Origin of the sequence: Bacillus cereus group sp. BfR-BA-01522, from assembly GCF_022662635.1 — a bacterium.
GTDB lineage: Bacteria > Bacillota > Bacilli > Bacillales > Bacillaceae_G > Bacillus_A > Bacillus_A cytotoxicus.
The window spans coordinates 35,416-54,850 of the sequence record NZ_JAKUDY010000008.1; the positions used below are offsets into that span (position 1 = coordinate 35,416).

Here is a 19,435-nt window from a genome sequence, read left to right on the forward strand (position 1 = left end):
ATTTGCTGCCCTCTATCTATTAGCCGTGGCAAGAGGGGAAAGTTGAGGATTCTGGAAAAACTTTTTTGAAATTCTTCTTAGCTGTATCTAAACGGTGTGAAATGGCACTTTTACTAACACCCTCACGCTCTGCATACTCTGTTACAGAAACACCATCTAGAAATATAGCAATCAGTAACTCTGCTTGTTTTTCCTTGAGGGTCTTGCGGATAATTTCACAGAGGTATTCATACTCTTCTTGTTTCTCTCGAGTCACTTCATCGGTGTTATCAGGGAAATAGTCCATATGATCCGTTGCATCCTCAGATTCGTCATCTTTGCGGAATGGTTTCTTTGGCATCCCTCTGTGTCTATCAAATTTATGCCAGTTATTGTACTCGGGTTTGTTGAAACGCTCGTCCATAATCTCTTGTGGTGAACGGCGTGCTACAGTTTCCTTCTCCTCGACAGAAGATAGCCTGTCCTCGTAATCTGCATCAATCATTAAAGTGAAGTCCTCGTCTGGTACCTCTAGATAGATAGATTTGTTTTCGTGCTGAATTCTAATTTTCATTTTGCATCCTTTCCGCCGGACTGCATTGGCGGCAAAGGATACAAAAATAGGTCTGTGCCTCGAAGTACACAGACCCTTTGTCCTGAAAATGAGCGCAACAAGGTAAGGTACTTTTATTGCAACGCATAACAATCCTAAACGGACTGAAACGTAGCAATATGTATCCTTTGCCCTTATTGCAAATCAGGCATTTGATATTTTTTTGTAGACGAGGAATGGTCTAATTCTTGCTAACTACGAAGGACCTTTCCTTCGTCTAGTATTATTGTAAGAGAGAATTGGACAGCCTTGGCGGACACCTCATGCCCGTTAATTTCAGGCTTAAAATTAGGCTTTCCCTCACAAAAACACCTAAAAACGACAATAAAAAAAGCCATACACAAACCCCTAAAAGGATTCATGTATGGCTCACATATTTTGCAACTAAAAAACGGACATCCCGTGTCCGCTTTTTCAAAAATATTTTGATTTTTTATAATGGCTCTGCGCCATGTTCCTGTAAAAATGTTCTAATCTCATCCATCGATTTTGGATATAGGTGAGTCAATGCAAAATCATACCAAATATGACTATTGTTATTGAAGTTCAACGAAAATGGAGAATTGCTAATTATATGGTTACTAATTTTAGGTGGCAGATGAAGTCCAAGGCAAATTAAAACTATGGAATTAATAGAGCCTGGTTCTTCACCATTAACTATTCTTCTTATGGTACGCTCATTGACCATTATTTCCTCTGCTAATTCGTTATAAGTTACTTTTCTCCACTTACGAACTATTTTAAGAGAGCTGGTATAGCTATTTGGCAATTCATTATAGATTCGCATTTCTTCAGCTATTGTTTCGGCTAGTAGTTGGGCCTTCTTTTCTGGAGCCGCATACTCAAAACCATTACAATATTTTATATCAAAATCAATATTCGATGTCTTATCACGATTGAGAAAACATTCAGTATAATATCTTTCCTTGCACCCAGATTTGACTGATAACTCGAAAACCAAGCAGCACTCATCCATATGGGTTCGTGCATAGTTCGAAAGTACAGTCTGTCCAAATATATCCTGCGTTATATATTTTGGATGGTTTAAGACAAAGTGGGAATCTACATATATATAACTTCCGTCCCTAACTAAAGCGGCCATTTCTGGATTGGTTATGCTTTGGATGGCAGCATCCTCTGCACCTATAGAAAAGGTCTGATTTCTTTCAAGAGCACCCTTCTTAAATCTATGAGGCTTGACGTAGCGACCATCTATGTAAGTAAAGGTTCCGATTGCTTCCTCATATCCAGCATCAATCATTCGGATTTTAGCTGCTGTCCGAGATACACTGAAGAACGTTGCTAATGCATCAATAACTGGCTCCATTACATCTATAAGTTCAGATGTTCCCAGTTCTGAACGGAATTGCTTAATAAATTTGAACGCTTGGGTTTTAAACATAGCAAGTGGCATTTGTATCTTTGGAGCGAGGGCATTCGCCTGCCACTCCATCCAGTCAGCTGCATCTCTGGTATTGTCTTTTATACCTCCGACCACCTGACACTTGATTCGTGTGGCACTGCTGTTATACAACCGCTCCAATTCAAATGCTTTTCTATGTTGATCCCAATGAACACACTCATGCACAATAGTATTATTGACTGATCCCAGATTACGAAGGAAGTAAGCTTTAGGGTCCACGATTATTGTACGGCCACTCACACGGGTCTGTACCATTTCATCGATGTCTACATTATAAAATTCTGCATCACAGTCGTGAAAGTATATCTGCCCAAAAACAGAGAAATCCTTTGTAATCTCCCTCATTTCTACTGTAAGGCCCATTTTTTCTGCCAACACCTGTGGCTCAACTGCCATTGGGGTTTTTAATGCTTCAGGGTAATGTCTTCTAAGGAAGTCTGTGGCAACAGATTCTAGTTGTTCCTTATGAATGATAGGGACAAGGGAGTCTGACATAGGTTTCGGCTGCTTATTTTTGCTAGTATACTCCGTTATACTAGAGATTGAAAAATCATCCAAATTGCAATCCAAATCACCTGAGCATTCTAGCATAAACCATTGCCGGCAATTTTCTGATTCATCATAACGATGATTTGATTCACGGACTTCGAATTCCGCTTCAACAGCAACATCAAATTCTATTTTCATGTCCGGTAAGTCATTAACAGATACGAACTTTACTTCTATATCTGATAACTCAATGCCACCGATGTTTTGAACTCTGTATAGCCGTAAGTCTAAGCGATCATAGTTTTCTTCGGTGAAATCCTGTATGACAGCAAACATTTTATTATAGAATCTTTCTGCCACATATTCTTTAAATGAACGATTACCTGCCATACTCCCCCACATCCCCTTTATAAATGAAGTAAGCCTATATCCATTTTTTCATTTGCTAAATAGTGCGAGTATATCAATTCTGCGGGCAACTGTCTTATTTGTATATTCTGTAACCCAAGAGCATCTAACATTTCTATATTGACGTATCCCTTATTAATAATGCTATGTTGTTCGGTTGGCATCAAAAAGCAATTTTTAACATCTTGAATTCCATGATCATTAACAAATTTTTTATATGCCAACTGATATAGGTACTGCTTTGTAATATCACCAATTCCAGGTTGTCCTCGTAGTTCTTTTCCATGCTCAAGTTGAATATTATAATACTTAGCATCAAATATAATGAACTGATGTGAGTTATTCATCTTATGGATTGACACAATGTCTGGTACGAGGGTTTCCCTAGCGTGCTTTTGAAATTCAGAACCATCTTGCTTATAACCATTCCACTTTGGCTTTTCTATTAATGAAATGAGCAGGTCATAAGGATTATATCCGTCAGATAACGAAATAGGCAGTGAACCTAGTGGAGTCTGTAATTGATTGTCCAGTACTTCCGCACACACCTTTTCCCATACTAAATTAAAACTGTTTGTACCAAACATAGTGAAACAATCAATTTCTGCAAGTGTGCTACTATGTGCAACATAGGCGTATAACGTCTTTAGTAATAACTGCTTTCTTGTATTAAACTGCAAATTCAATTCATTTTGTATGCGGTAAAGTATATAGTCTTTTTCTCCAAAGTCATCAAGTTCTTCATCAGACACTTCAACCGGCAGTATATCAAACAAATCCAATAAATCTGCATCTTTTAGTTCCCTAGAGCAAATACTTATAATAGATTCATGGAGCCTTTTAAAGTAATCAAAATCATCATTTATACGTTTTTGTGTAAATAGTTCTATGTAATATGGTCGATTATTACTGAGATAAGTAAAGGTCTCATTTATCGTCTTGTCCCACAGTATTTCACCCGAACCATTAGTTTCAATTATATTTTTTGTATTCGTATATGCACCATTTTCGTAGTAGTCATGTAGCAAGAAAATCATAACAGCAAGCAAGTTGAAAGCACTACTTTCACTGTTATCATTATACATACGAATGATTTGCTCTTTGGCATTATACTTTTCAAGAACTTTTATTATTGTTTTTAACTCAGTTAAGGGATTATTATTAGTTAAGATATATTTAGGATAGCATTTTAATACACAACCCCAAACGGTTATTACACCAACGAAAGTAAACACATAAAAGTATTCATTCTCACCAATCTCTACATCTGCAACTTCAATATCCTCGTCCAACAGGTCTGACATATTTTTTTGAGAATCCGTTGCTTTAACAGCCTTTAGAACACCATACTCTTTCAAACGCTTAATAATATCTACCGTTTTTTCTTCCGAGCATTGAAAGATGTCCTGTAATTCAGTTTGATTATATCTTTTCTGTTCTCGGACAAACTTCGATATCATTCTGCACCGTCCCCTGTAAGGTTATTTGTAGGAGCAGTAGCAGGGAATTTATTGCTGATATTTTTGGCAAAGATAAATACACCCTTTTCCTCAAACTCTTTGCAAATAGAAGAGTATGTCGTCTTATCATTACAACCATCAAAAAGAGTATGTCGTTTTTGCTTTGCTGCGTCATCAAATAAATACATGATAACTTTGCTCTTAAATGTGGCGATAAACTTTGTTGGGTCAATAGGTTCCGATTCAGGAACGATTTTCTTTGACAGAAAATATGGACCAAGCAACTTATCCTCATTCACTTTATATGAAAGAAGTTCAGTATTTATTGCTTTACGCAATTCATTCCACTCAACTATTCTCTTGTTTGCACCTTTACCTAGTTCAACAGTTTTACCTACAATTTTTTCTTCGCTATCATCAATACCTAAATAAGTGAAGTCCCATCTACGTTTGAATGCAGTATCCATAGGGAATACTCCTTGGTCAGCACTATTCATAGTTGCCCATATAAACATATTATCCGGGATTTTGATTTCAGAATACTCTTGTGGATTACCCCCTAATTCTTTAGCAAGGTATTTTTTAATATCCTCAGATGTTTGAATAGCATATTCACTAACATTATCCTCATCACGGTCTAATAACTGAAATATATCACCAAATACAGCTGCAACATTCGCTCTATTGATTTCTTCAACAATTAATAAAAATGGCTTAGGACTATCTGACTGAGCATTTTTAAGTGCTTTCACATACGTCCTCATAAATGGGCCAGGAACGTATTCATATGCAATTTCACTAGCAGGTTGTTTTTTTGAAATCAGGTTTACATATGGCCTAATCGCACGACCATGATTTCGTTCAACGCTATTATCACCACTGGCATCAGAGCCATCTTTTTTCTTAGTTTTAAACTTGTCATCACTATATAATCCTAGTAAAAGTGGTAAGCGAGTTAAATCTCCATCTTTAAATTTTTCATATAGCAAGTCATATTTTTCTTGAGCCGTTTTATCATCCAACAGAACAGTTAAAACATCCCTCTCATCTTTGCTTCCAATCAGATTCTTTTCTGAATCCACCATCGTAGGCTTGTAAGTTCCCACAAAGTTAGCATACGAATAGTCAGGATGGAAAGTCACACGCTCGTACTCACCACCATTTTTAAGTAAGGTCTCCTTATCTCGATTTAAAGTATAACTTTTACCTGTTCCTGGGGCACCAAAGATAATTCTATTATGGTGGAAATCAGTTTGATATCCTGTTTTAAATTTTATTAATTCAGCATTAGAAGAATCGGTAAGATAGTCATCATTGGATTCATGTGCAGCATCTGCCCCACTCTGTACTTCTTCATACTCATCAATTCCTACAATTTTTGTAGTACTTAGAGACAAGTATGTAGAAACACGTTTTTGATAATCGGCAAGGTTTAGATCCGGATCGTTCGTAGAAGTAACTGTTCCACGCGAATAGTTCAAATATGGATTAGTTCCATCATTTAGAGAGGTTTTCAGAACTCGTAACGAACCCTTGGCTTCTTTATCACCATTAATGTCTACTGGTTCGGTGGTAGCTAAAAGTTTACGATAGATGCTATCTTGATTAAAAATTACATCTTGACCACTATCAACAAGTTTAAATACTGCTGTTTCTGACAAAGCCGTTAATACGGACTTAAGCAATTTATCTTCTCGTTCACTTGTGGCGACACTCAATCCCAACCAATTAAGCAATACTTCCTTATATTTCTCCTCTGCCACAGCCATAGCGACATCAATGATATCCATATTCAAAGTAAAATGTATCTCTTTTGGATACCTCACACCACCTGTTCTCTCAGAACTAACAGGCTTAGTATTATCCTGAAAAACAATTTCGCCCAATTTCCAATATAGTTCAAACGCTACAATAAGAGCTTCCATTTGTGATTTTAATAGTTGATTGTTATTCACTTTTTGACGAAATTGATCATCCGAAACGCCATGAGCACTATACACTGGTGAAGAGTATGCTACAAGCTTATTCATGAGTTCATCCGAAATACGAATTGAATCACCATCTTGAACTGAATACTTCACTTCTGCCGGACGTCCTTCACTCTTCCAAATCAAAATAAAAAGGGCAAGTGTGGCTTTAACGTTGGGCAAAGATGACTTAATGCCAAGCTTTAAATCTATGTCTTCATAAATTTCCATGTTTTCAGGCCTTTGCATATGCAGTATCCTCCTTATAGACTTCTATATCCTTCATAATAACCTGAGCAATGGCTTTAGCTAATAAAGGCGGAACAGCATTTCCTACCTGTTTCATTTGAGATCCTTTAGTACCAACAAAGTGAAAGGAGTCTGGGAAAGACTGTATGCGAGCCGCTTCACGAACAGTAATTGCACGATTCAAAAAAGGATGTGTAAACTTTCCTGATGATGGTGTGTCAAACCGTGTCGTAATGGTAACAGACACTTCATTTTTTCTCATACGGGTCCAAGTACCACTATAAATAGATTTTGTTAAGTGCTCTTCTGGAAGAACCTCCTTGCCACTATTTGGTGGAATCAATGATAACCTTTCTAAAGCTAAAGCAGAATGATTAGTTGCAACGTGATTATATAGAATAGTCGATTCTTTTCTCAAAGTTTCTTGGTAAGAACTTTGTGGCGGGTTTCTATATTCTTGTTTTTCAGATCCCTCACCAGAATTCAAGTAAGCTAAATCACTTATTGCATCCCATATTGTTACTTTACCTTCTTGTGGTGTTGGGAGTGAAGGAGCAACATCTCCTTGCTTACCAATAATTATCGCACGTCTTCTATTTTGTGGCACTCCATAATCTGACGCATTCAACACTCCCATGTTTAATTCGTAACCCATGTCATTAAAGAGTTTCTCTAGTTCCTTCTTAAAATACCCGCGTTCAGCAGTAAGTAAATTGGGGACATTTTCCATAACAAAGTACTTTGGTCGTACTTTCTCAACAACTCTCACAAAAGATTTAAAAAGGAAATTACGTTCATCATGAATTGTTTTCCTCTGACCTTTCTGCGAAAATCCTTGACATGGTGGCCCGCCGATAATGACGTCTATTTCCCCAAAATACCTTGAAAATGTTTCTTCAAAATCTACAGTTGTTATATCGGCCACTAACATATCGGTATTAGGATGGTTTATTTTATAGGCATCTGCTATTGAGACATCATACTCATTTGCAAATACTACATCAAATCCCATTTGTTCAAATCCCAAAGACATTCCTCCAACACCTGCAAATAAATCGATTACTTTAGGCTTCATTTGGCACCTCCTCGATACGCTTAGATGCAGCATTAAAATAACCCTTATCTAACTCAATTCCAATAAAGTTTCTATTATGTCTTTTCGCAGCTACTCCAGTTGTTCCGCTTCCCATAAATGGGTCCAAGACAGTATCACCCTCAATAGATAAAATTTCCACAAAATGTTCCATTAATTGTTCTGGCTTTTGAGTAGGGTGCTTGCCATATTTTTTCTCCCCATTCGGTGTAATTGAGGTTTCTATAAAATCATGTATTAAACGCCCTTCATTATTAAATGTACCTGTACGTGTTTTATATGTGAAGTATAGCCATGCTTCAGTTGAATTGACAAAATGGAGGTTCATATTTCGTGGCATTGGATTTAACTTATGCCAAATACCTGTAGTCTTATAATAAAATCCACTTTTTTCTGCAAGGCTAATCAATGTTTCAACTTTAATAATTGCCATGAAAACAATCATAGAACCACCTTTTTTTAAAACCCTAGCAGACTCCATAAAAAAGTTGTCCATTGACTTTTGCCAATCATCAAAGTCAAGGTCATCCCAACCAGCTGCTCCAAAAAAGTTTTCTCTCATTTTCACAAGATTAGTATCTCTATTTTTCATAAAATTCCCTAAATTATATGGGGGATCGGTTATTATCAAATCAACAGATGCATCGTCTAGTTGTTTCATCGTTTCGATACAATCACCGTTGTATAAACGTATTTCTGCCATAATGCTCTTCCTTCCAAAACTTATTCTATCGCACTTTTTCCACTCTTGACCCATTCATCAACTTCTGAAAGTTTAAACTTCCACTGCCGACCAATTTTATGAGCAGGGATATCAGTTTTTTTTATCCAATTTCGGATTGTATCTTTTGTAACCCCTAAGTATTCTGAAATTTCCTCAAGATTTGACCATTTTTCATTCATCTCATTCATTTCTTTCACCTCGGATATCAAACTGGTGATAATAATAGTAATCTATTATAACATAAAAAACCTATGAATATAAATCTTTTAATATAAAATCGCATTATTAAATATGATTTAATGGTAATAGATATGAATTAGCGTTGATATATATTGTTTATATTAAATAATTATTATCTCAATTCCATCTATCCTATCGAACACATATGGTTAGGTCATTTGTTATTTATTACATCTATCCTATCTCTACAACTCTACAACATCATCCATTCTATCTCCTCAACCCTCTGCCGATTTCCACAGTCGATATGTTTCCTTAATAAATAAAAACAAGGGTTTTCGAGACTAAGAATTTCCACCGCACAACTGGCAGAATGTTTCCCAATCTCGAAAACCCTTTGTTTATACGCTTGTAAAGCTCCTTTATTTCTCCACCCGTGACATCAAGACAACACACTCAACGTGTGCTGTATGCGGGAACATGTCCACTGGCTGTACATATTCCACTTCATAGCTCTTCATTAATGTTTTTACATCGCGTGCTAGTGAAGATGGATTACAAGAAACGTATACAACTGTTTTTGGTTGTACTTTTAAAATGGTTTCAAGCAATTTATCATCACAACCTGTACGTGGTGGATCCACCACGATTACATCTGGGTGCCAGCCTTCTTTTACCCATTTCGGTAACCATTGTTCAGCTTTCCCTGCTTCATATTTCGTATTTGTAAATCCGTGGCGTTTTGCATTTTTTCGTGCATCTGCAATTGCTTCTGGAATGACATCCATACCGCGCACTTCCGCTGCATCGTTTGCAAGCCACAGTCCGATCGTACCAACGCCACAATACGCATCTACAATTTTTTCTTTTCCTGTTAATGCTGCTGCTTTTTTCGCTTCATTGTAAAGAACAACAGTCTGCTCTGGATTCAATTGGAAAAAGGCACGCGCTGATAATTCAAATGATAAATCGCCGAGCGTTTCTTGAATGACTTCTTTCCCAGCTAAGTGGAACGTCTTATCCCCAAAAATAACAGATGTTTTACGTCCATTTACATTTTGCATAATAGATTTCACAGCTGGCATTTGTTTTTGTACTTCTGCAATAAACTGCTCTTTATTTGGAAATTCGTCTTTTGCCGTAATTAACGTAATTTGCACTTCTCCTGTTTGGACTGCTACACGTGTAACAATTGTACGGATAAGCCCTTTCCCTTTCCGCTCATTATAAATAGAAATGTTTAGCTTCTCTAAAATACGTCTAACGACTTTCGTCGCTTCGTTTGTTGCTTTATGTTGAATCATACAATGCGCAATATCAATTAGACGATGTGAATTTTGCTCATATAATCCTGTAATAACTTTTTCGTCTTTTCTTCCTACTTGTAATTGACTTTTATTACGATAGTGCCATGGGTCTTTCATACCAAGCGTCGGGCGAATCTTCTCTTCCAAACTATTCTTCATATACTTTTGAAATGCTTGTACAACGATATCACGCTTCTGATTTAATTGCTCCTCATAATCTAAATGCTGGAGCTGACAACCACCGCATTTATCATATACTGGACACGGAGCTTTCACGCGATGTGGGGAAACTTTACGAATGTTTTTCACTTTTGCTTCCGCAAAACCGCGTTGAATTTTCGTTGTCTCTGCAACCACTTCTTCACCTGGTAATGCTCCTGGAATAAAGACAACTTGTCTCTTAAAATAACCAACGCCCTCTCCGTTAATCCCAAGACGCTTAATGGTCACTGGAAACGTTTGGCCAACTTGCAATTTGCTTTCATGTTGCTTTTGCACGATTATTACACCTCTACTCTATACTTTTCCATAAATATAACGCTGCATAACTACAGTATGGTTCACACTCTTGTTTTATTTGTTCTAAAAGTGCATCATCTGGCTTATTGTCTAATTGAAATAATCTTTGTAGTGCACGCTGAATTCCGATATCTGTTTTGGGAAACATATTTCGGCGCCCAAGTCCAAATAATAAAAAATTTTGCACTGTCCATGCTCCAATGCCTCGTACTGGTAACAATTGTGCAGAAATTTCTTCCTCTGTTTGTTTTTCTAACTTTGACAAATTAAGCTTACCTTCCACAATCTGTTTTGCTAATCCGATCATATACTCCGCTTTTCGTTGACTAAACTTTTGTCCTCTAAGTTCTTCTATTGAAATCTTTGCTACTCTTTCTGGCGTTGGAAAAAAGAAAACGTCATTCTTCTCTGTTCCATATGTCTTTACAAATTGTTCCGTAAGAACAGTAGCAAACTTTAAATTAACTTGTTGGTGAATGATACATCGAAGCAGACAAGCAAAATAATCAAATTCTAAAATAAGCGGTGTATACGCATATGTTTCAAAAAGTGGATGTAGTGATGTGTTTTGAAAATGGTCTTGTATCTTTTGCAAAGATTCATTCCACTGGAAAATAGTATAAATCCGTTCCATAACTTGTTCGCGCTGACCTGTCTCGCTCGAAATCCAAAATTGTGGTTTCTCGATTGTTCCTAGCCCTTGTATGCGAACAACAATTTGTTCTCCATTTATAAACAGTGGAACATACACGATTTTCTCATCTAATTGAACACGATGTAATGGATCAAAAGATAAGCGCCTTAATACTTCTTCAAAATGGTACGGACTCTTTAACGTAACATGTTCACTCCACATACGTTTCCCCATCCTTTTTACACATCATTATAGCATGAGAAAACCGCAAGCATACATGCTTACGGTTGATTGCGTTTTACTAAATCATCTAGACTTTTAAAATGATACCCTTTCTCTCGTAAATCATCAATGATTTTCGCAAGGGCTTCTGCATTATCTTTTGATACGGCATGTAATAAAATAATCGCACCTGGATGAACCATATTCATCACATTATCATATGCATATTGCCATCCTCTTTGCTCGTCTACTTTCCAATCAATAAAAGCAAGTGACCAAAATACATTGTAATACCCCATTTCTTTTGCAAGCGCCAATGTGCGTTCACTGAAAATACCGCGCGGAGGACGTAAATATTTTACTTCCTTTTGCTTTGTTACTTTTTTAATTTCATCTGTTACACTTTGTAGCTCTTCTTTTAACTTTGCATCATTGACGGTTGTAAGATCCGGATGTGTTTGTGAATGGTTACCAATAATATGTCCTTCATTTACCATTCGCTTTAATAAATCTTTTTGCCCTTTCACATAATGTCCTGTTACAAAAAATGTCGCTGGTACTTTCTTTTCTTTTAATACATCTAAAATTTTTTCAGTATATCCATTTTCATAGCCATTATCAAATGTTAAATATATATCTTTTTTAGTCGTATCGCCTAAATAAAAGCCACCATTATTACGAAGTAAATCCATAAACTTTTTCCCCGCATCCGGCGGAGTCTCGCTTTTAGCTCGCGGGATTCCCCAATGATTCGCCTCATTCGTATAAGCAAAAGCAAACTTCGGTACAAATGCCATTATAATCATTAAAATGAGACCTATATATAAATATCTAAACTTCATACATACTCCCCTTTCCATATGTCATCGTATCGATAGTTTCTGTTTTTAATCTTCCTTTCATGCTGAGCATATTTTTCTACATATACCAAAAAATGCATCTCCAGTAACTCGAGATGCATTTTTTTCTTTCTTTATTTAAATACCGGTTCTTTGAACTCCGCCAACTTTTCAAGTGATGTTTTATCCACGTCAGCATGCAAGCTATTACCATGAGAATCCATTGTTACAACTGCTTTAAAACCATCAATGCGTAAATGCCACATTGCTTCTGGAATACCAAACTGTAGAAAATCTACATCTTTTACTTCTTTAATACATTCGGCATAATACTGCGCAGCACCGCCAATTGCATTTAAATAGACACCGCCATGTTCTTTCAGTGCAGCTAATGTCTTTGCACCCATACCACCTTTACCAATGACTGCACGGATACCGAATTTCTTCATAATATCTCCTTGATATGGTTCTTCACGGATACTTGTTGTTGGGCCTGCCGCTTTAATTTTCCAGTTCTCATTTTCATCTTTCACTACAACTGGCCCACAATGATAGATGATTTGACCATTTAAATCTACAGGGCAGTCATGATCCATTAAATGTTTATGAATCGCATCACGACCTGTGTACATCATACCGTTAATTGTTACAACATCCCCAACGCGCAGTTCACGAATTTGTTCTTCTGTAATTGGGGCTTGTAATACGATTTCACGTTGTTCTTGTTTTTCTTGTACAACCTCTTGTTGAAGCGTATCTTCTCCTTCTTGATATAACCACTCGATAATTTCACCTGTTGCTGGGTGAAGTGTTACACCAAGACGGCGATATGCCCAACAATTATATGCTACAGACACATAGAAGCTCGCTGGCAAACGATTGTATACTCCAATTTTACAACCAAGTAAAGTCGTTTCTCCACCAAATCCCATTGTACCAATCCCAAGTTTATTAGCATTCTCTAATACATATTCTTCTAATTTCTGCAATTCTGGAATTGGATTCACATCATCTAATGGACGGAATAATTGATTTTTAGCTAATTCATATCCCGACGTGCGGTCTCCCCCGATACCGACACCAATTACACCTGCACTACATCCTTGTCCTTGTGCTTGATATACCGCATGAAGAAGACATTTACGAATCCCTTCTAAATCACGTCCTGCTCGTCTAAGCCCTTCTAGTTCGCAAGGCAAGCTATATTGAATATTTTTATTTTCACAGCCGCCTCCTTTTAAAATTAAACGAGCATCGATATAATCTTTTTCCCACTGTTCAAATTTGATAACAGGTGTTCCGGGCCCTAAGTTGTTTCCACTGTTGTCTCCAAAAAGGGAATCGACAGAGTTCGGACGTAATTTTCCATCCTTGGTCGCCTGCTCAAGCGCACTATAGATAGCTTCTTTCATTTTTAATTGATTCACACCAACTGGTGTATAGATTTTAAATGTTGGCATCCCTGTATCTTGGCAAATTGGCGAAATGTTGTCATCTGCCATTTTAATATTCTTTGTAATTGTGCCAAGTGCCATCGCGGAACGAGTCCCTGCATTCTCTCGTTCCTTTGCTTGTTGAATTGCACGACGAACATCCTTTGGTAAATTCGTCGACGTTTCAACAATAAGTTGATACATGCTTTCTTGAAGCTTTTCCATTGTTACTTCCCCCTCAATTGTGAACGCTACCAAAACGTCGTTAGATGAAAACTTCATTCTATCCTTCCTTGTTTGTATGTCTATCATCTGAAAGTAAAATGAAATTTTTCACAACTTGATTATACCCTTTTTTTTATATTCATTCTATTTGATAAAACAAATTCTCTCTGGTTTCTAAAATGATAAAGTACAACTTTAATCAGTAAGAGGGGCTTCACTCCCCACTGATTATGAGCCTTCACCAACTTGAACTTCTATAAAAGAAAAAATGACCTCCAACATATCATTGGTGGTCACTTTCATATATTATTAATCTTTTTTAAATTGCTCACATTTTAGTTCTAATTCATCTAACATTGCAAGAAGACGATCTACATCTTCTAATTCCACTTCTTCTGGTTCAATTGAATCGATTACTTCAATGAACATATTTAAACGTTCTTTTAAATATACTAATTGCGAATCTTTATCATGAATTGCTTTTCCCACGAAAGCACTCTCCTTTTTATTCGAGTTGTTTTCATTATACCGCAAAAATGATTGACATGAACATGCCTTTTTATCAATTTTTGTACATAATATTATTCTATACAAATGAACATATAAAAAATTTTCTTATTTTTTAACACGTCTTAAGTAACTCTACAATTTTTTGTTATGAAAAGTTTCACTTTATAAAATGTCTATATTCTTCTATTATAGAGAATGGACAAATTGTTATTCCAATAGTCAAAGGAGTATTTCATATGAGTATATCACAAACAATGAAGCCGATTACTCCTTCTTACGATCCATGGGAAGCGTATATGGACCTTGAAGAGTACGGCAAATTACTATTAACAAACGTTGAGTTTACAACGACAACGTTATGCAATATGCGCTGTGAACATTGCGCTGTTGGGTACACACTGCAACCTAAAGATCCAAATCCGCTTCCAATGGAGCTTTTATTAAAACGATTAGATGAGGTGCCTCATTTACGTTCTCTAAGCATCACTGGTGGAGAACCTATGATGTCAAAAAAATCCGTCGACAACTATGTAACACCACTCTTAAAATATGCCCATGAACGAGGCGTTCGCACTCAAATTAATTCAAACCTAACTATAGATTTAGCCCGTTACGAACAAATTATTCCTTATTTAGATGTGTTGCATATTTCACATAACTGGGGAACGATTGATGATTTCGTTGAAGGTGGTTTTGCAATGATGGCCCGCAAACCTACTTATGAACAACGTGCAAAACTGTTTGAGCGCATGATTACAAATAGTAAAGCTTTATCAGATGCCGGTGTTATCGTTTCCGCAGAAACAATGTTAAATAAACGTACATTACCACATATTGAAAACATTCATCGTCAAATTGTTGGAGAAATGGGATGTAAGCGTCATGAAATACATCCAATGTATCCAAGTGACTTTGCTAGCAATCTTGAAATTCTAACAAAAGCTGAAATCCGAAGCGCAATTGAACATCTATTAGCTATTCGGGATGAAAACGTATGGATGTTATTCGGAACGCTACCATTTTATGCATGTAGCGATGATGAACGTGATTTAGCTACTCTAAAAAAACTGCATGAGAGCAAAAATGTAACTGTTCGTAATGATCCAGATGGCCGCTCCCGCTTAAATGTAAATATCTTTGATGGCAATATTATCGTTACTGATTTTGGCGATATTCCCGTTCTCGGCAATGTACAAACAAATACATTACAAGAAGCATACGACAAATGGTACAGTTCCAAAACAGCAAAATCATTAAGCTGCCATTGTCCAGCTGTAAAATGCCTTGGTCCAAATATTCTTGTCAAAAATAGTTACTATCAAAATGAAGATTTCTTAACAAAAAAAGCGAAGATTACATTGTAAGAAAAACGTCAGCTTCCTATAGCTGACGTTTTTTCTATTGCGGATGTGGTGATGGGATGAATTTAAAGGATAAATAATCTTGAATTGGAATAGCGGCTCCAATTCCTTGTGATGTTACATTTTTAACAACCAATCTCTTTTGATTGCCCTTCAAAACAAGATATACCTCACCAAACGTAACTTTTCCTTTTTCATTTACCGCTGGCACATACGCATATAAATATCCCATTTGTTTCGGACTAATTTTGTACACTCGTTCATGATGAGTTCCATATCCAATTGTGGTTTTAAAAGAAAGAGGCAATTGAACTTTTTCAGAAGCCTTTAACAACATCATAGCTTTCACATCTGCCGCATCTTTAATAGGCGATGTTAGATTTCCTTCTATCGTTTTTTGAATCTCTTGCTTATAGCGAAGCGGATGCACCGCCTCTACTCCTCTATTATCATACACGTTACGATTTACTTGTTTATATTCCCAATTCATTGTTGTATCTGTTGATTCATAATGTAATGGCCACTGTCCTAAATAAATTTTTGCTTTATATCCGATTGCAAGTGGTGCATTTGAAATTGAAGTTTCATTTAACATCCGAATTAAATCTGGATTTTCAATTTTAATACTTGATGTTTTTAACAATTCTTGCGCAAGCTTACTTGGTTGCAAACGTGGTAAATCTTGTGTTTCATTTGAATACGTATTATCTTTTGAAATATTTAAAACAGATGATGGCATCTTAACTTGCAACGTCGTCTTGGCAAGACTATTACAAGGAAATAATAATATTAGTGTGGCTATTGTTAAAAGCCATATACTGTACACTCTTTTCACCTGTCTGACTCCTTCCTAATTAACAGCATCAAAATGATTTACTTTATTTATTCTTTTCTCTCTTCCTCATTGTTATCCGCCTTTCTTCACAACAAGTAAAAACCAATTCCCATAATAAAATAAGCAGCTAATAAAGTGCCTCCTTCAAACCAGTTTGTATCCCCATCATTGGAAATTGCAATGGTTAAAAATACAGCTGTAATCATAGAGATGAGTTCTGGCACTGTAAATACTAATGGCATTTTTATCGTGAAGAACATTGAAAGTAGCACGAGTACAGGAGCAACAAACATGGCAATCTGTAAAGTAGAACCAATCGCTATTTCAACAGCGATATCTACCTTATTTTTATATGCCATAATAATCGCCGAAGCATGTTCAGCAGCATTCCCAACAATGGCAACGATAATAACCCCAATAAATAATTCTGACCACCCAAAAGATTTTGCGACTGTTTCAAATGTATGCACAAGTGCTTCTGAAACGTAAGCAACTGCCACTGTTGAAATTGCTAAAATAAGCAATGCTTTTCCTTTTGACCATTCCGGTTCTTCTTCATGTTTTGCATCATCACTGCTATGCTGATATACACCGCGATGTGTAACCAATTTAAAAAACAGAGCTGCTAAATACATAATGATCATAATAATGGAAACGCCAATACTTAATTGATGTGTCTTTTCAATGTCCATTTTCATTGAAAAGACTTCTGGAATAACGAAAGCAACAACGACTGCAAATATTAATAATGCTGAATTATGCCTTGCATCATACACATTGAAACTTTGTCTTTTATATTTCAGTCCCCCCACAAAAAAAGAAAGACCTCCTACTAATAATAAATTTCCAAGAACAGACCCTGTTAATGAGGCTAATACAACTTCTATCAGTCCTGCTCGTAAAGCAAAAATAGAAATAATAAGTTCTACTGCATTTCCAAAAGTTGCATTCAATAGCCCTCCAATTCTTGGACCTGATACAATTGCTAAACTTTCAGTTGCCCTTCCCATAAAAGCAGCTAAAGCAACAATTGTTAAACAATAGACAGCAAACATAATTGTTTGTGGCCAGTGCATTGTTTTTCCTAAAATTGAAAGCGGTACCCCAACAATTGTCAATATAAGAAAAATTTTATTAAACATCCTGTTCACCCTTCCATCATATATCCTCACTATTTATTAGTATTCTCCTAACTGGTTCTATTTCATCACAATTCCATTTAAAAAAAGCTTGTTTTGTCGAAAACTTATGGTAAAAAAAGATAAAAAAGCTGGAACTTTCTAAAGATTCTGTTATATAATAAATATTAACTTAAATAAACTGTATTAAAACAGTTTAGGAGGAGAACAAAATATGAAAAGAGAAGAACGGAAAAATATGATTGAATTTATTGAAAAGAAAAAAGGAATCGAACGTACAGACCTGCTGTTTATGACAGATGAGGAAGTAGAGCACATTTATAATGTAACGTACTTTTTGTACGAAGAAATTGTAGAATAATACGAAGAAAAACCCACCTTAAAAGTAATAAAGTGGGTTTTTCTTTTCCTATCTTATTATATATGAGAATGATTTTCATGTATAATACTAAAAGATGGGAGGAGTTTTACTATGAGTTCATGGTTATTATTCGCACTATTATCAGCAATTGCTGCAGCTCTCGTATCTATATTCGGGAAAATCGGTTTAGATGGCATTGATGCAAATGTCGCAACAACCATCCGCTCAATCATTATGGCATTATTTATGATCGGAGTTATTATCGTACAAGGAAAATTCCAAAACATTGGAGATGTTCTCCTTAATAAAAAAGCACTGCTATTCATCACATTAAGTGGTATTGCAGGTGCTTCATCATGGCTATTCTATTTTCTTGCCTTAAAAACAGGGAAAGTTTCGCAAGTAGGTCCTGTTGACAAATTGAGTGTAGTCATCTCAATTCTCCTAGCGATGATCATTCTAGGTGAAAAAATAAATCTCATGACCGGAATCGGTGTTATATGTATTACAACTGGTGTCTTATTCATCGCTTTTAGCTAAAGAACCGCTTATCATAAGCGGTTTCTTCTTCTTTTTAAATAAAACCAAACTGCAATTGTTATTAGTCCTGAAATAATTAATATCCAAATTCCATAATGATGTAAGCTATATTCAACAAAACGCCACTTCTCTCCCAATTTCCAACCAAGTCCGATAAAAACACTAATCCAAATAAGCGCACCACTATATGCATATAAACAAAAGCGCCATACAGTTAGATTGGACACTCCAGCAAAATACGCTGTTAAATGACGCACTCCTGGAATAAAGTATCCTACCAGTAAAAGAAATGGACCATATTTTTCAAACAAAATATGTGTTTTTTCAATTTGTTTTTCCTTAATTCGAATCTTAGGACCATATTTTTTCAATACAGGTAAGCCGAGCTTTAAACCTAATAAATAACTTAATGTAATTCCAAGCATCGCACCTGCCATCCCACTTAAAAACGCTGCCGGTCCTGACATAACACCCTTTGAAATGTTATACCCAATAAAGGTTAAGAGAAATTCATCTGGTATCGGCAGCCCGACAATTCCACCAGCTAAAGCGATAATAATCCCAAAATATCCGTATTGTGTGATTAATTCAGCAATATGTTGTTCCATTCGGATGACACATCCCATGTACAATCGTTATTCCATATTATGCCCATTCTCATTTTGTAGCAAACATGGTATACATATTCACTATACATGTTTTTTATAATGAACTCTACTCCTATTCTTTCATTTTTCATATACATCTCATTTTGTAAAGTCATTAAAAAATAAAAATTCATAAACGATTTTTTTTGTTACAATAGAAAGAAAGTTACTGTTAGCATCGGTTTCACTCTTCAGAAAAATGATATAACTGAAAAAATATATTTTGGTCGATAAAATGCAAATTCTATCCATTAAATGAAAATGCACCCTTTTTACAT

At 36.0% G+C, this 19,435-nt stretch carries 18 protein-coding genes; 3 read left to right on the top strand and 15 right to left on the bottom strand.

The annotated features are described in order from the left end of the window. Window positions 1–19: 19 nt before the first annotated feature. From MR059_RS13135 to MR059_RS13190, 12 genes are all read right to left on the bottom strand, one after another. Window positions 20–553, bottom strand: coding sequence for an ECF-type sigma factor (locus tag MR059_RS13135; RefSeq protein WP_000702208.1), 534 nt, complete (start codon window positions 551–553; stop codon window positions 20–22). Between the two features lie 472 nt (window positions 554–1,025). Continuing rightward, window positions 1,026–2,894: a helix-turn-helix domain-containing protein gene (locus MR059_RS13140; RefSeq protein ID WP_242161861.1), complete on the bottom strand. Its 1,869-nt coding sequence runs from the start codon at window positions 2,892–2,894 to the stop codon at window positions 1,026–1,028. Between the two features lie 17 nt (window positions 2,895–2,911). After that, the gene (locus MR059_RS13145) at window positions 2,912–4,372 is read right to left on the bottom strand and encodes an LlaJI family restriction endonuclease (RefSeq protein ID WP_242161862.1); all 1,461 of its coding nucleotides are present in this window, start codon (window positions 4,370–4,372) and stop codon (window positions 2,912–2,914) included. Then, window positions 4,369–6,588 (bottom strand): 5-methylcytosine-specific restriction endonuclease subunit McrB, encoded by a 2,220-nt coding sequence (locus MR059_RS13150; protein ID WP_242161863.1) that lies wholly within the window; start codon window positions 6,586–6,588, stop codon window positions 4,369–4,371. Before MR059_RS13150 ends, MR059_RS13145 begins: the two co-directional genes overlap by 4 nt. Continuing rightward, complete coding sequence (locus MR059_RS13155; RefSeq protein WP_066226112.1) at window positions 6,575–7,663, bottom strand: DNA cytosine methyltransferase; 1,089 nt, start codon at window positions 7,661–7,663, stop codon at window positions 6,575–6,577. The genes MR059_RS13150 and MR059_RS13155 overlap by 14 nt, the downstream gene beginning before the upstream one ends. Next, window positions 7,653–8,384 carry a DNA-methyltransferase gene (locus MR059_RS13160; protein ID WP_084347347.1) on the bottom strand — a complete coding sequence of 244 codons (732 nt, stop codon included), beginning with the start codon at window positions 8,382–8,384 and terminating at the stop codon, window positions 7,653–7,655. Before MR059_RS13160 ends, MR059_RS13155 begins: the two co-directional genes overlap by 11 nt. 20 nt (window positions 8,385–8,404) lie before the next feature. Then, window positions 8,405–8,593 carry a helix-turn-helix domain-containing protein gene (locus MR059_RS13165; RefSeq protein WP_035198876.1) on the bottom strand — a complete coding sequence of 63 codons (189 nt, stop codon included), beginning with the start codon at window positions 8,591–8,593 and terminating at the stop codon, window positions 8,405–8,407. 414 nt (window positions 8,594–9,007) lie between these two features. Continuing rightward, the gene (gene rlmD, locus MR059_RS13170) at window positions 9,008–10,393 is read right to left on the bottom strand and encodes a 23S rRNA (uracil(1939)-C(5))-methyltransferase RlmD (RefSeq protein ID WP_242161874.1); all 1,386 of its coding nucleotides are present in this window, start codon (window positions 10,391–10,393) and stop codon (window positions 9,008–9,010) included. 10 nt (window positions 10,394–10,403) lie between these two features. Further along, entirely contained in the window at window positions 10,404–11,267 is an 864-nt protein-coding gene (locus MR059_RS13175; protein WP_011983525.1) for a DNA-3-methyladenine glycosylase family protein, read from the bottom strand. Window positions 11,268–11,326: 59 nt separating this feature from the next. After that, the gene (gene pdaA / locus MR059_RS13180; RefSeq protein ID WP_011983524.1) at window positions 11,327–12,109 is read right to left on the bottom strand and encodes a delta-lactam-biosynthetic de-N-acetylase; all 783 of its coding nucleotides are present in this window, start codon (window positions 12,107–12,109) and stop codon (window positions 11,327–11,329) included. Window positions 12,110–12,240: 131 nt separating this feature from the next. Next, window positions 12,241–13,764 carry a class I fumarate hydratase gene (fumA, locus tag MR059_RS13185; RefSeq protein ID WP_095206560.1) on the bottom strand — a complete coding sequence of 508 codons (1,524 nt, stop codon included), beginning with the start codon at window positions 13,762–13,764 and terminating at the stop codon, window positions 12,241–12,243. Window positions 13,765–14,073: 309 nt separating this feature from the next. Next, window positions 14,074–14,253: an SE1561 family protein gene (locus MR059_RS13190; protein ID WP_011983522.1), complete on the bottom strand. Its 180-nt coding sequence runs from the start codon at window positions 14,251–14,253 to the stop codon at window positions 14,074–14,076. 257 nt (window positions 14,254–14,510) lie between these two features. Here MR059_RS13190 and yfkAB point away from each other — a divergent pair, with 257 nt between their 5' ends. After that, the gene (gene yfkAB, locus MR059_RS13195; protein WP_011983521.1) at window positions 14,511–15,638 is read left to right on the top strand and encodes a radical SAM/CxCxxxxC motif protein YfkAB; all 1,128 of its coding nucleotides are present in this window, start codon (window positions 14,511–14,513) and stop codon (window positions 15,636–15,638) included. 34 nt (window positions 15,639–15,672) lie between these two features. Here yfkAB and MR059_RS13200 read toward each other — a convergent pair whose 3' ends face one another. Both MR059_RS13200 and cax read right to left on the bottom strand, forming a co-directional pair. Then, on the bottom strand, window positions 15,673–16,470 hold the full coding sequence (locus MR059_RS13200) for a YfkD famly protein (RefSeq protein ID WP_041809408.1): 798 nt from the start codon (window positions 16,468–16,470) through the stop codon (window positions 15,673–15,675). Between the two features lie 86 nt (window positions 16,471–16,556). Then, window positions 16,557–17,612 carry a calcium/proton exchanger gene (cax, locus tag MR059_RS13205; RefSeq protein WP_011983519.1) on the bottom strand — a complete coding sequence of 352 codons (1,056 nt, stop codon included), beginning with the start codon at window positions 17,610–17,612 and terminating at the stop codon, window positions 16,557–16,559. 211 nt (window positions 17,613–17,823) lie between these two features. Between cax and MR059_RS13210 the strand changes: the two genes are divergently transcribed. Then, window positions 17,824–17,970 (top strand): BH0509 family protein, encoded by a 147-nt coding sequence (locus MR059_RS13210; RefSeq protein WP_011983518.1) that lies wholly within the window; start codon window positions 17,824–17,826, stop codon window positions 17,968–17,970. A 111-nt stretch (window positions 17,971–18,081) separates the two neighbouring features. After that, on the top strand, window positions 18,082–18,510 hold the full coding sequence (locus tag MR059_RS13215; RefSeq protein ID WP_011983517.1) for an EamA family transporter: 429 nt from the start codon (window positions 18,082–18,084) through the stop codon (window positions 18,508–18,510). 11 nt (window positions 18,511–18,521) lie between these two features. Here the strand turns inward: MR059_RS13215 and MR059_RS13220 are convergent, their stop codons facing one another. Continuing rightward, a complete protein-coding gene (locus tag MR059_RS13220) occupies window positions 18,522–19,118 on the bottom strand; it encodes a DedA family protein (protein WP_242161864.1) in 597 nt (198 codons plus the stop codon). Window positions 19,119–19,435: the final 317 nt, after the last annotated feature.